Below are 12,363 nucleotides of genomic sequence, written 5' to 3'. Positions count from 1 at the left end.
GTCGTGCGTCCTCAGGTCCGTGCCGCCGCGTGGGCTGCGATCTGCTTGGCCGCGGTTCGGGCGCTCTCGATGCCCTTGGGAAAGCCGCTGCGGTTCGGATACAGCTTGCGTCGGGCGTCGCGCGGCGGCCGTTGCGGCTTGGTGTCCTGCGCGGCGCGGTAGTCGAGCATCGCGATGCCGCCAACCATCAGCAGCGCCAGCGCGATATTGCCCTTTTTGGGATTGTCCGCGGTCATGCCCGAGAGCAGCGCGGCGGCATCGAGGCCGTCGCCACCGACGCGGGCCCACAGGCCGGCGTTCTTCTCGACCGAGAGGGTCATGACCCCGGCAAGGATTTCCCGCACGCCGAAGGCACGGACCAGCGTCTCGCTACCTTCCATGCCCAGCGTTTCCGTGACGCGCCGCGGCGCGAAGAATTCGACGACGCCGAGACCGATGCTGAACCAGCCGAGTGCGCGGGCGAGTTGGTCTTCGGGCCGCTTCAGGCTCGGGCCACCCTCGACGATTTTCGGATCGCCCTTGGTGCGAACGATGTTGGAGAAATGAAACATGGGCCTTGCTCCTCAGGGCTTCAGCACGACCTTGACGCAGGAGTCGCGCTTGTCGCGAAACACCTGATACATCTCGGGGCCTTGGCTAAGCGGGACGGTGTGGGTGATGACGAAGGACGGATCGATCTGGCCTTCCTCGATGCGATGGAGCAGGTCGTCGGTCCAGCGGTTGACGTGGGTCTGGCCGGTGCGCATCTGCAGGCCCTTGTTCATGAAGGCGCCCATCGGAAGCATGTCGGAGAATCCGCTGTACACGCCCGGCACCGAGATGATGCCGCCGGGGCGGCAAACATAGATCATCTCGCGCAGCACATGCGGCCGGTCGCTCTCCACCATGACCATCTGCTTGGCGCGATCGAGCAGCGTGTCGGGCAGGGAGGCCATCACATGCGACTCCATCCCGACGCAGTCGATACATTTTTCGGGACCTCTGCCGTCGGTGAGCTCCTCGAGCCGCTCCAGGACGCTTTCGGTTTCGAAGTTGATGGTGGTGGCGCCGCCGGCTTCGGCCATGCTGAGCCGTTCGGGCAGGCAGTCGATCGCGATCACCTGGTTGGCGCCGAGCAGGATGGCGCTGCGGATCGCCATCTGTCCCACGGGACCGCAGCCCCAGATCGCGACCGTATCGGTCGGCTCGATGTCGCATTGCGCGGCGGCCTGCCATCCGGTCGGGAAGATGTCGCTGAGAAACAGCAGCTTCTCGTCGGGAATGCCGTCGGGCACCTTGATGTGGGTGGCGTCGGCGAACGGCACGCGCAGATACTCGGCCTGGCCGCCGGGATAGCCGCCGGTCAGATGGGTGTAGCCGAACAGGCCGGCCGTCGTGTGTCCGAACGCCTTGTCCGCCAGATGGCGCTTGCGATTGGTGGTTTCGCAGACCGAGAAATTGCCGCGCTTGCACTGGTCGCATTCGCCGCAAATGATCGTGAAGGGCACGACGACGCGGTCGCCCTTCTTCAGCTTGCCGTCGACGCCTGAGCCGACCTCGACCACTTCGCCCATGGTCTCGTGGCCCATGATGTCGCCGGGCAGCATGCCCGGAATGTAGTTGTGAAAGAGGTGCAGGTCGGAGCCGCAGATGGCGCAGCTCGTGACTTTAATGATCGCGTCGCGCGGATCCTGAATCTCAGGATCGGTGACGGTGTCGCAACGAATGTCTTCCTTGCCGTGCCAGACCAGCGCCTTCATCTCTGTTCTCCCGCGAGCTACGAGGCATCCAAGTCGAACAACGAACGATGGTTGCTATCGCACGGTGCAAAATCTTTGCGCCGCACCGGCGTGCGTCCCGATAGGAACGAGCGGCGATTGCGGTGATTGGAGCGTCATCAATCCCACTCAAGGACTAGCGAAGGATACGCTCATGGCCGCCAACCAACTCGCCGTCGTCACCGGCGCCTCCACCGGCATCGGCCTGGAACTCGCCAGATGTTGCGCCCAAGGAGGCTTCAACCTTGTCATCGCGGCGGACGAGCCCGAGATCGAGAGGGTGGCCGTCGATCTCCGCAGGCTCGGCGGCGGCGTCGAGGCGGTCGAGGCCGACCTCGCCACCACCGAAGGCGTCGACAAGCTTTGCGCCGCGGTCGGCGACCGGCCGATCGACGCGCTTCTGGCCAATGCCGGGGTCGGCCTCGGCAAGGCCTTCCTCGATCAGGATTTTGCCAGGATCAAGCACCTCGTCGACACCAACATCACCGGCACGCTGTATCTGATCCATCGCGCCGGCAACGAGATGCTCCGCCGCAATTCTGGCCGTATCCTGATCACGGGCTCGATCGCCGGATTCACGCCGGGCAGTTTTCAGGCGGTCTACAACGCCAGCAAGGCCTTCCTCGATTCATTCTCGTTTGCACTGCGCGAAGAGCTGCGCGACAGCGGCGTCACCGTCACCTGCCTGATGCCGGGCGCCACCGAGACGGAGTTCTTCCGCCGCGCCGACATGATGGACACCAAGGTCGGCACCGAGCCGAAGGACAGTGCCTACGACGTCGCGAAGGCCGGCTTCGACGCCATGTTGCGCGGCGAATCCGACATCGTGACCGGAATGAAGAACAAGCTTCAGACCACCATCGCCAACGTCACGCCGAACGAGATGCTGGCCAAGCAGCATCGCAAGATGGCGGAGCCGGGCACGGCGAAGTCGTAGAACGACGCCGTCGCAATCTAAGCTGAGGGCCCGGCCGCTCCCGCGGACTGACAAAGGAGCACGCCGATTCACATAGCCTAATGCGCAAGGCTCCCCGAGCGCTCAGACTGGTCCGGCTGGAGTGAGGGGGCTGTGGTGCCGATGGATCGCGTTGAACAGGCCTTTGTCGCAACGGCAATCACAGGTTTCCTCGTGATGATGGCGGCGATCGTCTGGATGATGATGGGCTGATGGCCGGGAGGGTTGCTGATTGCGGATCGCGTTGCCGTATGCTGCAGTGCTCCTGTGCCTGGCGGTCACCGCCTGGCTCGCTTTCGCGCATCTGCTCTGATCGCCGTCCGGCTCAACCGTGCTGATCGGCGATCAGCGCGGCCAGCCTGTGGGCCATCGCCGGCATATCGATCGGTTTCTCCAGGATTGGCACGTCGTGGAATTCCGGACTGATGCTGATCTTGTCGTAACCGGTCGTGAACAGGAAGGGTATGCTGCGGGCCTTCAGTTCGCGCGCGACAGGGAAGATCATCTCGCTGTGGAGATTCACGTCAAGCACGGCGGCATCCAGGATGCCGCCATCTTGCAGGATCCTGAGTGCTTCATTGAGATCGCCGACTGGCCCCGCGACCTCGGCACCGAGCGCCTGACATGCCTTGCCAATGTCATCGGCGAGAAAATATTCGTCCTCGACAATGAATATCCGCCGCCCCGTGAGCGGCGACTGCGGATCTGACGATGTGGGCGCTATCGCCATGGCGCTTCCGTGGCTTCCTTCCGGTCCGTAGGAACATCGGGCGGTGACTGGCCTTGGTATAACCATACAACCGAAAGCGGGTTCCATGAGCAACCGCGATATCATCGTCATAGGTGGCTCGGCCGGCGCGACCGCACCGTTGAAGCAGATCCTCGGCCGGCTGCCGCCGGATCTGCCCGCGGCGGTGTTCATCGTGCTGCACATCCCGGCGCAGGGCATCGGCATCCTCTCGACGGTCGCCAGCAGCGCCGGTCCGCTCCCGGTCCGGCAGGCCGAAAACGGCATGAAGATCGAGCCCGGCCAGGTTTATCTGGCCGCACCGGACCATCATCTGCTGCTGTCCGGGGATCACCTGTTCCTCGGGCGCGGTCCGCGCGAGAACATGGTCCGGCCGGCCATCGACGCCTTGTTCCGCTCGGCCGCCATCAACTACGGCCCGCGCGTGATCGGTGTGCTCCTCAGCGGGCTGTTGTCCGACGGTGCGGCCGGTCTCAACGCCATCAAGCGTTGCGGCGGAATCTCGGTGGTTCAGGACCCCTCGGATGCCATCGCCGATGAAATGCCAAGGAGCGCCCTGGAGGCGAGCATCATCGATCTTTGCGTCCCCGGTGCCGGAATGGGCGACGTTCTGTCCGATCTCGCCAGGGAAGTTGCGGGTGCCGCGCTGCCGATCCCGCCCGAGATCCGGCTCGAGGTCGAGATCGCGGCGGGCGAACGGATCGGCAGTGACAAGCTCCTCTCGGTGGCTGATCCAGTTGCACTGACCTGTCCGGCCTGCGGGGGCGTGCTATCCGAGATCAAGGAGTCGCACCCGATGCGCTTCCGTTGCCAGGTCGGTCACGCCTACGCCGCCGACATCCTCGCAAAAGAGCAGGAGGGGCAAGTGGATGAAGCCCTGCGGGTCGCACTTCGCATCATCGAGGAGCGGGCTGAGTTGGTGCAGCGCATGGCCGCGGACGGACGGCGCAACGGCCGGCCCGCGGTTGCCGAGATGTACCAGGCGCGGGCTGCCGAATATCGCGAATATGCCGACATGATCCGGCGCGTGGTGCTAAAGTCGCTCGATCCTCCGGTTCGCAAGCGGGAGGCCTGAGGAGGTCGCCATGACCATTTCCCAGTCCGAATGGACCGAGCAGCTCGATACCGAGCGCCGCCATCTGATCAAGGCCGATCGGGATATCGAGGAAGGCTCTGAGCGCATTCGCGATCAGGAGAATCGGATCCGTGAACTCAGTGCCGGTGGTCACGACCCGGGCGAGGCGGAACGGTTGGCCGAGGTGCTGAAGCAGACCCTGACGGAATGGCTCCGGCATCGCGTCCTGATCGAGCAGCGGATTGCCTATCTTCGGCAGCAAGTCGGTCCGGAGTGATCCGGGGGACGTTGGCAGGCCACCTAAGCTCAATGCCGAACACCCAATGCTCGCTGTACGGAACGCAGCGTGACGTTTCCGCCTTGCATCTGTTGGGATAATATCAATTCTGCTATTTGCGGCGAGCGGGCGTCCTCTGGTTCCCGTCACTGAATGAGGCTATCGAGACCATGCATGAAATCGGCGACCAGCCGGTCGAAAGAGAGCGCCAGACCAGGTCTCCGCTGATTATCGGGGTGGGCGCGGCGCCGACAGCTCTGGATAGCGTCGAGCGGTTCTTGTCCAAGCTGACCGTGAGCGCCGACCAGGCGGTCGTGCTGGCGCTGCAACATCACGAGGCGCTCGACGAGCCGCGGCTGCGTCGGATCGTGCAGGATACCACCGGCGGCAAGATCGCCGACATCAGTGACGGCCAGACCATCGAGGGCGGCACGATCTATCTGTGCCCGCCGGCGATGATCACGACGATCCATGGCGGTCGCTTCGCGGTCCGCCAGGCCGAGCAGGCCCCCGGCGAGCGGGCCACGATCGACAGCTTCCTGGTGTCTCTGGCGGAAGAACGCGCCGAGCAATCGATCGGCGTGATCCTGTCCGGCGTCGGCGGCGATGGCACGCTGGGTACCGCGACTCTGAAGGATCACGGTGGCCTCGCCATCGCCGAGAAGGGCGCGAGCGACGAGGCTGATCATCTGAAAGAAGCCAACACGCCGGCGGCGATCGCCGACTACGTGCTCTCTCCGGAAGAGATCGCCGAGCACATCCAGGTCTATGCCCGTCACCTGCGGCGGCTGGAGGAGAAGCAGGGGTTCGACGAGGTGCTGGCCGCTGCGGCGACCTCGCTGTCGCGCATCGCCGACATCCTGCGCAGCAAGACCGGTAATGATTTTCACGGCTACAAGCAGAACACCTTCCTGCGTCGCGTGCAGCGACGGATGCAGGTGGTCCAGATCGCCGACATCGCCGCCTATGTCGATTTCCTGCGCAACGACCAGGACGAGGCGCAGCATCTGTTCAACGACCTCTTGATCGGCGTCACCCAATTCTTTCGCGACAAGCGCGAATTCGATGTGCTCGAGAGTCAGATCGTCCCGAAGCTCTTCGAAGGCAAGGACGCGCGCCAGCAGGTTCGCGTCTGGGTGCTCGGATGCGCCACCGGAGAGGAGGCCTATTCCATCGCTATCCTCCTGCGCGAGCACATGGCCAAGATGGACTCGCCACCGCAGGTTCAGATCTTCGCGACCGACATCGACGGACGGGCTCTGGCGACCGCTCGCGTCGGCCGCTACCGCACCAATATCGAGGCGGACATGACCAGCGAGCGTCTGGCGCGCTGGTTCGTGCGGGAAGGCGATACCTATTGCGTCGTCAAGGAACTGCGCGAGATGTGCATCTTCTCGCAGCATAACGTGATCAAGGACGCGCCGTTCTCGAAGCTCGATCTCGTCTCCTGCCGCAACCTGCTGATCTATCTCAATGCCGAATTGCAAAATCGGGTGATCCCGCTATTCCACTTCGCGCTTCTGCCGGATCGATTCCTGTTTCTCGGCAATTCCGAGAACGTCACGCGGCATCCAATACTTTTCGTGCCGATCGACCGCCGCGCCCGCATCTTCAAGAAGCTGGAGACCGGAACACGGCTGCCACCGGAATTTCCAATCACGACCGCTGCCGGGAGGGCGCCCGCCGAGGTGCCGCCGCTGCGCTCGTTCCGCCCCGACATCGGCCTGGAGCGCCGCGCACAGCGGATCGCCGAGCGCTACGCGCCCGCCTATGTCATTACCGACAGTAATTTTCAGGTGCTGCACTTTTCCGGGCGCACCGGCCGCTACATCGAGCCGACGGCAGGCGCTGCCACGCTCGATCTGCTCCAGCTCGTCCACCGCGATCTCCGCCTGGACCTGCGCGCGGTGCTCAGCCGCGCGACGGAGACCAACGAGCCGGCCCATGCCGAGCAGGTACAGCTCGGCGCCAACGGTCAGCACATTTCCGTCGACATCATGGTGGAGCCGATCCAGGAGGGCGGCAGCGACAACCGCAATTTCGTCGTCCTGTTCAAGGACGGCCCGGTGCGCGCAGTAGATGCCGGCGAGGGCAAGCCCAATGCGCTGGTCCAGTCCGAGCATGTCGAGCGTATCGAAGGCGAGCTGCGGGCAACACGGGAGCGCCTTCAGGCAACCATCGAAGAGCTCGAAAGCACCAACGAGGAGCTGAAGTCCTCGAACGAGGAATACCAGTCGCTCAATGAAGAGCTTCAGTCCGCGAACGAAGAGCTCGAAACCTCACGCGAGGAACTGCAGTCGGTCAACGAGGAATTGACCACTGTGAACGGCGAGCTGGCTCACCGCGTCCAGGAATTGACGCGCGCCACCAGCGATCTTCAGAACTTCCTGGAGAGCACGCAGATCGCGACCGTATTCCTCGACAACGATTTGCGCGTCATGAACTTCACGCCGGCGATCACGCAGGTACTGCATCTCGTCGAGACCGACACGGGCCGCCCCATCGCGCACATCAAGGCGCGCATCCCGATCGAGGAGCTCTATGACGACATTCGCGGCGTGCTGCGGACGCTTGCCAGTGCCGAGCGTGAGCTGAGGGACCCGGCCAGCGGCACGCGCTACATCGTGCGCATCCTGCCCTATCGCAGCATCGACAATTTCATCGCGGGTGTCGTCATCACCTTCGTCGACATCACCGCCATGACCCGGGCCGAGGAGCGGCAGCGCCTGCTGCTGGCCGAACTCCAGCATCGGGTACGCAACACGCTCGGCGTGGTGCGCTCGATCGCCCGTCGCACGGCCGATACGAGCTCGACCGTCGAGGAGTTTGCCTCCCATCTCGATGGCCGGCTCAACGCTTTCGCCCGTACCCAGGCGCTGGTGACCCGCGATCCCGAGGGCGGCGTTGATCTCGAATACCTCGCCGTCGAGGAACTGCTGGCTTATAACGCCAGGGAGGGGGAGCAGGTACGCGTCAGCGGCCCCACGGTGCGTTTCCAGTCGAAAGCCGCGGAAACCTTTGCCCTTGCCATACACGAACTCGCAACCAACGCGTTGAAATACGGCGCCCTGAGCCGGCCGACAGGGCGCATCGAGATTTCCTGGCGCCTCGAGCAGGGCACCGACCCGGCGGAGCTGGTGTTCGAGTGGCGGGAGCGCGGTGGGCCACCGGTTGCGCCCCCGCCGCACAAAGGATTTGGGACCGAGCTTCTGGAGCGCACACTCGGGTTCGAGTTCAAGGGGCAGACCAGGTTGGCATTCAATCCCAGGGGACTGGAATGCACGATCACCATTCCTCTCAGCAAACGGGCGTTTCATACACCGGCGGTGGCCAACTGATGCCCTTGTCGACGCTCGATCGCAGCCAGGTGGACCCGGTCATTCGCCGGCTGAACGTACTGAGGCCGTTGTCGACGGAGGCCCGCACCTCGCTCGAATACGCAATGCTCGAGGGACTCCAGCGCGCAGGGGCGGGCGAGGATCTGATCTCGGAAGGCGATCCGGTCGACAGCATCCGCCTCGTGCTGTCGGGCTGGCTCTGCCGCTACAAGACGCTCGAGGACGGCCGGCGGCAGATCGTCAATTTTCTTTTTCCCGGCGAAAGTTGCGATGCGCATGCGTTCCTGCTGCCGGTGATGGATCATTCCATCGCGGCGATGACGCCCGTCGTCTACACCGAAATCAAGCGCGCGCGGTTCGAGAGTCTGGTGGCTGCCGACCGTTCACTGGCGGAAGCTTTCTTGTGCGAGACTCTCATCAACAGTGCCATCCAGCGCGAATGGGCTATCAATCTGGGTCGCCGGGTGGCCTTCGAGCGCGTGGCCCATTTGTTCTGCGAGATCATCGAGCGGTTGCGTCCCGTCGGCATGGTCGAGAGCAATTCCTGCGTGATGCCGGTGACGCAAATGGATCTTGCGGACGCCACCGGCCTGTCGGTGGTCCATCTCAACCGCACGGTTCAGGAGTTGCGCGCCTCCGGCCTCATCGTGCTGCGCGATCGCACGTTGACCATCACCGATCTCGATGCGCTCAAGGACGCGGCGCTGTTCTCGCCGAGCTATCTGCAACTCTATCGGCGTGGCTGAGCGTTTTCTCTGGTGTTCCGGGAGACTTGATCCAGGTTAGCGTCCGCGGATGTTTTTTGAGCGGATGGCTGGTTTTGAGCAATTGACGTAACTTACGTAAAGGCGGTTTCGTCCCGAATCTTCTATCGTCGTTCCATGAACGACGTCCTGCTTGCCCGCGCTGAGCGCGCGATCGAAGCAAGCCGCGCCCTCCGGGCGCAGCGCAGAGCGGTCGCGGATCAGCTTGATGATGCCACGCGCGAGGTGCGCCGGGTGGTGATGGAAAGCGCGATGCTGCGCTCGGAGCTGAAGGCCCTCCGCGACAACCGGGAAGAGTAGGACCTCCGGCACCGCGTGCCGCCGGACTAGGGGCCGACGACACCAAACGTGCGGTACGCGCCGGGATGATGCCCCACTCAACGCCGCTTCGCTGCTTTGGATCGCCTGTTGTAAGGCGAGCGGTTGACGGGCTTGAGCGAAATGCCTTCGCGTTGCGCCTTGCTGCGAATGGCCGCCACCGGGCGCTGCAGCTTGATGCTCATGACGCCCGTGGGCGTGTTTCCTTTTGCGAGCTGCTTCAGCTTGCTCACGTCCGCAGGTGTCCACCGTTCGCGCGCCCGGCGCTTGTACGCGGGATTGGCCTTGCGCGGGCCTTTGCGGCCGATTGGTGAGCCCGGCCGCTTCCATGCTGCTTTCGCCATGATGATCCTCCTTCAAGTCCTTCATCAATCAGCGAATCAGCATTTCGGTTCCGGCGCAGACGAGGTGGCGCCGCGCGCGAAGGGAATGCGCGCATCCGTCGCTGCTCGGCCGCTTCGTTTCGCACCGGCAAAATCACGCACTGTTAACTTATTGAAATGCCGGAACCTGCGGTTGCGGCCGAAGCTGCCAACACTGCCGGGCTGGGCCGCCCCAACCGGCATGAACTGTGGCCCCGGCGCCGACCTCCCGCCGGGGCCAATTCCTCCCATCTCGATTCCTTCCATCTGAAGGGCTTTGTGAAAGTACAATGACCGCGAAACGCAACCGCAGGAAACAGACCCAATCGCTCCAGGAGCGATTGGCGGCATTCGCCCAAACCGCTCGCGAGCGCGCGCGCAGCCTGCCCCCCGGCAAGGAGCGCGACATGCTGCTTCAGCGCGCCATGCAGAACGAGGTGACCTCGAACCTGACGGACTGGTTGAGCGAACCCGTCTACCCGAGGCGAGGACCTTGACGATGCGGAGCATCAAGCACTACCGCGCGTTCCAGATCGATCCGGACGGGCATGTGTTTGGATGCATCAATTTGGCCTGCGACGATGATGAGCAGGCCAAGCGCGAGGCCGCCTCGCTGGTGCTGGTGCACCGCATCGAACTGTGGCGGCTGGACCAGCGCATCGCGCAGTTCGATGTGCCGCCGGTAGTTGTCCGCCAGTAGGGCGACGAGAGGAGAGCGAGAAGGAACCGCGCGCCGCGCCCCGGGTTGGTCGAACTGTACCGACCTCGCGAGGAGCCAGCATGACGGAAGCCGACATTCGCAAGGGGATGCCGCCCGTCAAGCTCTCGCGCGAGGCCTTCGAGCGCCGCTACAGGAGCCGGTTCGTCGATCCCGCCTTTGCACCGCTCCAGCGCGAGCTCGACGCCATCGTCGGCGCGGCCTGGGATGCCTACAGCAATTCACGCAAGGCCCCGCTGACGCGAAAGGCGGGCGCGGGTTTCTCCGATCCCGATTACGACATCGCCATCGACTGGCTCGATGCGCGCGCGAAGATCCTGGCGGCGCAGAGACGCCATGACGATGCGGACGAGACGCCGCGCATCCTCATCATCAACGGCTCGGCCCGTAGCGAGCACACCTGTCCCGGCGAGATGTCCAAGACCTGGCGTCTGGTCGAGCTCGCCGAGCCGGTCTTTGCCGAGCTTGGGTTTGCCGTCGACATCCTCGATCTGTCGCGCCTGGCTTCGGAGTTCGGCAAGACGATCCATCCCTGCAAATCCTGCGTCGGAACCGCGATGCCGCTCTGCCACTGGCCGTGCAGCTGCTATCCGAACTATTCGCTGGGGCAGACCGACGACTGGATGAACGATATCTATCCGCTGTGGGTCGCAGCCCACGGCATCCTGATCGTGACGCCGGTGAACTGGTATCACGTGCCCGCCGGACTGAAGGCGATGATGGATCGCATGGTCTGCGCCGACGGCGGCAATCCCGATCCGACCTCGACCCACGGCAAGAACGCGGACGAAGCCAAGGCGCTGGAGCTGAAGGGCTGGTCTTATCCACGCCATCTCGCCGGCCGTCATTTCGGCCTCGTTGTTCACGGCGATGCGGTCGGTGCCGAGGGCGTGCGCCGCGCCTTGTCGGATTGGTTGACCGACATGCAGTTGATCTCGGCCGGCCGCTTCGCCGAGCTCGATGGCTATGTCGGCTACATGGAGCCATACGCCACCTCGCACCGCGCGCTCGATGACGACAGCGCATTCCAGACAGAGGTGCAGAACGTCGCGCGCGCACTCGGCAATGCGGTCCGGCTGGCGCGGAGCGGACAGCTTCGCACGCCCGGTGCGGGCCTGTCGGATCCAAACCCCAAATGACGGCGAATGATCAGTCGTATGATTGCCTGATCGTCGGCGGCGGCCCCGCCGGGCTGATGGCTGCGATCTACCTCGCGCGATTTCGGCGCCGCGTCTGTGTCGTGGACGCAGGCGCGAGCCGGGCGGCGCTGATCCCGCGCAGTCACAATGTGCCGGGCTTCGTCCACGGCCTTTCCGGTACCGACCTGCTCGCGCGCATGTCCGCGCAACTGGGCGAGCTCGCGGTCACGCGCGTTGATGCCGAGGTCACCACTTTGCGGCGACACGCGCGAGGTTTTCAGGCGATCTGGAACGGCGGCGCGCATACCGCCGCCATCGTCGTCCTTGCCAGCGGCATCGTCGACGCCCATCCGCCGTTCGACGAATGGCGCGCGGCGGTCGCGGACGGGCTGTTGCGCTACTGCCCCGTCTGCGACGCTTTCGAGGCGATCGACCGTCGCATCGGCATCGTCGGTCCGCTTCACCGGGCCGCCGGCAAGGCGCTGTTCATGCGCGGCTACTCGCGCGACGTGACGTTGCTGGCAACAGGCGAGGATGACGGGAAGGCCACGGCATCGGAGCTGAATGACGCGGGTGTCGAGATCGTCGTCGCGCCCGGCCTGCGCCTGAGGCGGAGAGACCACGGCGTCGAAGCCGTCTTCGCCCACGGCCGGACGGCGCAATTCGAAATGGTCTACCCGGTGATGGGAGCGAAGGTGCGCTCGCAACTCGCGATGACGCTGGGGGCCGAACATACCGGGGAGGGATACCTGAAAGTCGACGACCATCAGCGCAGCTCGGTCGACGGGCTCTACGGGATCGGCGACGTCGTCACCGACCTGCACCAGATATCGGTCGCGTTCGGGCACGCCGCGCTCGCCGCCTGCACGATCCACCACAGCCTGCCGCGGCGGCTGGCGTGAGGAACGGGGT

At 64.3% G+C, this 12,363-nt stretch carries 14 protein-coding genes; 10 read left to right on the top strand and 4 right to left on the bottom strand.

All coding sequences use genetic code 11. The features are described from left to right. Positions 1-11: 11 nt before the first annotated feature. Together BRA471DRAFT_RS22450 and BRA471DRAFT_RS22445 are read right to left on the bottom strand one after the other, a co-directional pair. Positions 12-551 carry a hypothetical protein gene (locus BRA471DRAFT_RS22450; protein ID WP_007611395.1) on the bottom strand — a complete coding sequence of 180 codons (540 nt, stop codon included), beginning with the start codon at positions 549-551 and terminating at the stop codon, positions 12-14. Between the two features lie 12 nt (positions 552-563). Then, on the bottom strand, positions 564-1,739 hold the full coding sequence (locus BRA471DRAFT_RS22445) for a zinc-dependent alcohol dehydrogenase (RefSeq protein ID WP_007611391.1): 1,176 nt from the start codon (positions 1,737-1,739) through the stop codon (positions 564-566). A gap of 172 nt (positions 1,740-1,911) precedes the next feature. Here BRA471DRAFT_RS22445 and BRA471DRAFT_RS22440 point away from each other — a divergent pair, with 172 nt between their 5' ends. After that, complete coding sequence (locus BRA471DRAFT_RS22440; RefSeq protein ID WP_007611390.1) at positions 1,912-2,694, top strand: SDR family oxidoreductase; 783 nt, start codon at positions 1,912-1,914, stop codon at positions 2,692-2,694. Between the two features lie 343 nt (positions 2,695-3,037). Here the strand turns inward: BRA471DRAFT_RS22440 and BRA471DRAFT_RS22435 are convergent, their stop codons facing one another. Then, positions 3,038-3,442 carry a response regulator gene (locus BRA471DRAFT_RS22435; protein WP_007611389.1) on the bottom strand — a complete coding sequence of 135 codons (405 nt, stop codon included), beginning with the start codon at positions 3,440-3,442 and terminating at the stop codon, positions 3,038-3,040. 85 nt (positions 3,443-3,527) lie between these two features. Here BRA471DRAFT_RS22435 and BRA471DRAFT_RS22430 point away from each other — a divergent pair, with 85 nt between their 5' ends. The 5 genes from BRA471DRAFT_RS22430 (at position 3,528) to BRA471DRAFT_RS22410 (ending at position 9,214) form a co-directional block, all read left to right on the top strand. Further along, positions 3,528-4,535: a chemotaxis protein CheB gene (locus BRA471DRAFT_RS22430; protein ID WP_007611388.1), complete on the top strand. Its 1,008-nt coding sequence runs from the start codon at positions 3,528-3,530 to the stop codon at positions 4,533-4,535. 10 nt (positions 4,536-4,545) lie between these two features. Beyond that, positions 4,546-4,812 (top strand): hypothetical protein, encoded by a 267-nt coding sequence (locus BRA471DRAFT_RS22425; protein ID WP_007611387.1) that lies wholly within the window; start codon positions 4,546-4,548, stop codon positions 4,810-4,812. 170 nt (positions 4,813-4,982) lie between these two features. Continuing rightward, the gene (locus BRA471DRAFT_RS22420) at positions 4,983-8,150 is read left to right on the top strand and encodes a CheR family methyltransferase (protein ID WP_007611386.1); all 3,168 of its coding nucleotides are present in this window, start codon (positions 4,983-4,985) and stop codon (positions 8,148-8,150) included. After that, entirely contained in the window at positions 8,150-8,896 is a 747-nt protein-coding gene (locus BRA471DRAFT_RS22415; RefSeq protein WP_007611385.1) for a Crp/Fnr family transcriptional regulator, read from the top strand. Before BRA471DRAFT_RS22420 ends, BRA471DRAFT_RS22415 begins: the two co-directional genes overlap by 1 nt. Before the next feature lie 135 nt (positions 8,897-9,031). Then, the gene (locus BRA471DRAFT_RS22410; RefSeq protein ID WP_007611379.1) at positions 9,032-9,214 is read left to right on the top strand and encodes a hypothetical protein; all 183 of its coding nucleotides are present in this window, start codon (positions 9,032-9,034) and stop codon (positions 9,212-9,214) included. A 77-nt stretch (positions 9,215-9,291) separates the two neighbouring features. Here BRA471DRAFT_RS22410 and BRA471DRAFT_RS39805 read toward each other — a convergent pair whose 3' ends face one another. Further along, entirely contained in the window at positions 9,292-9,465 is a 174-nt protein-coding gene (locus tag BRA471DRAFT_RS39805) for a hypothetical protein (protein WP_231170953.1), read from the bottom strand. Between the two features lie 419 nt (positions 9,466-9,884). Between BRA471DRAFT_RS39805 and BRA471DRAFT_RS22400 the strand changes: the two genes are divergently transcribed. From BRA471DRAFT_RS22400 to BRA471DRAFT_RS22385, 4 genes are all read left to right on the top strand, one after another. Continuing rightward, complete coding sequence (locus tag BRA471DRAFT_RS22400) at positions 9,885-10,091, top strand: hypothetical protein (RefSeq protein WP_007611373.1); 207 nt, start codon at positions 9,885-9,887, stop codon at positions 10,089-10,091. A gap of 2 nt (positions 10,092-10,093) precedes the next feature. Beyond that, positions 10,094-10,294, top strand: a complete 201-nt coding sequence (locus BRA471DRAFT_RS22395; RefSeq protein ID WP_007611372.1) for a hypothetical protein — start codon at positions 10,094-10,096, stop codon at positions 10,292-10,294. Between the two features lie 80 nt (positions 10,295-10,374). Then, the gene (locus tag BRA471DRAFT_RS22390) at positions 10,375-11,451 is read left to right on the top strand and encodes a flavodoxin family protein (protein ID WP_007611371.1); all 1,077 of its coding nucleotides are present in this window, start codon (positions 10,375-10,377) and stop codon (positions 11,449-11,451) included. After that, entirely contained in the window at positions 11,448-12,353 is a 906-nt protein-coding gene (locus tag BRA471DRAFT_RS22385; RefSeq protein ID WP_007611370.1) for an NAD(P)/FAD-dependent oxidoreductase, read from the top strand. Before BRA471DRAFT_RS22390 ends, BRA471DRAFT_RS22385 begins: the two co-directional genes overlap by 4 nt. Positions 12,354-12,363 lie beyond the last annotated feature (10 nt).

Origin of the sequence: Bradyrhizobium sp. WSM471 (genome assembly GCF_000244915.1) — a bacterium.
Classification (GTDB): Bacteria; Pseudomonadota; Alphaproteobacteria; order Rhizobiales; family Xanthobacteraceae; genus Bradyrhizobium.
This window is presented reverse-complemented; position numbering and strand designations above follow the sequence as displayed.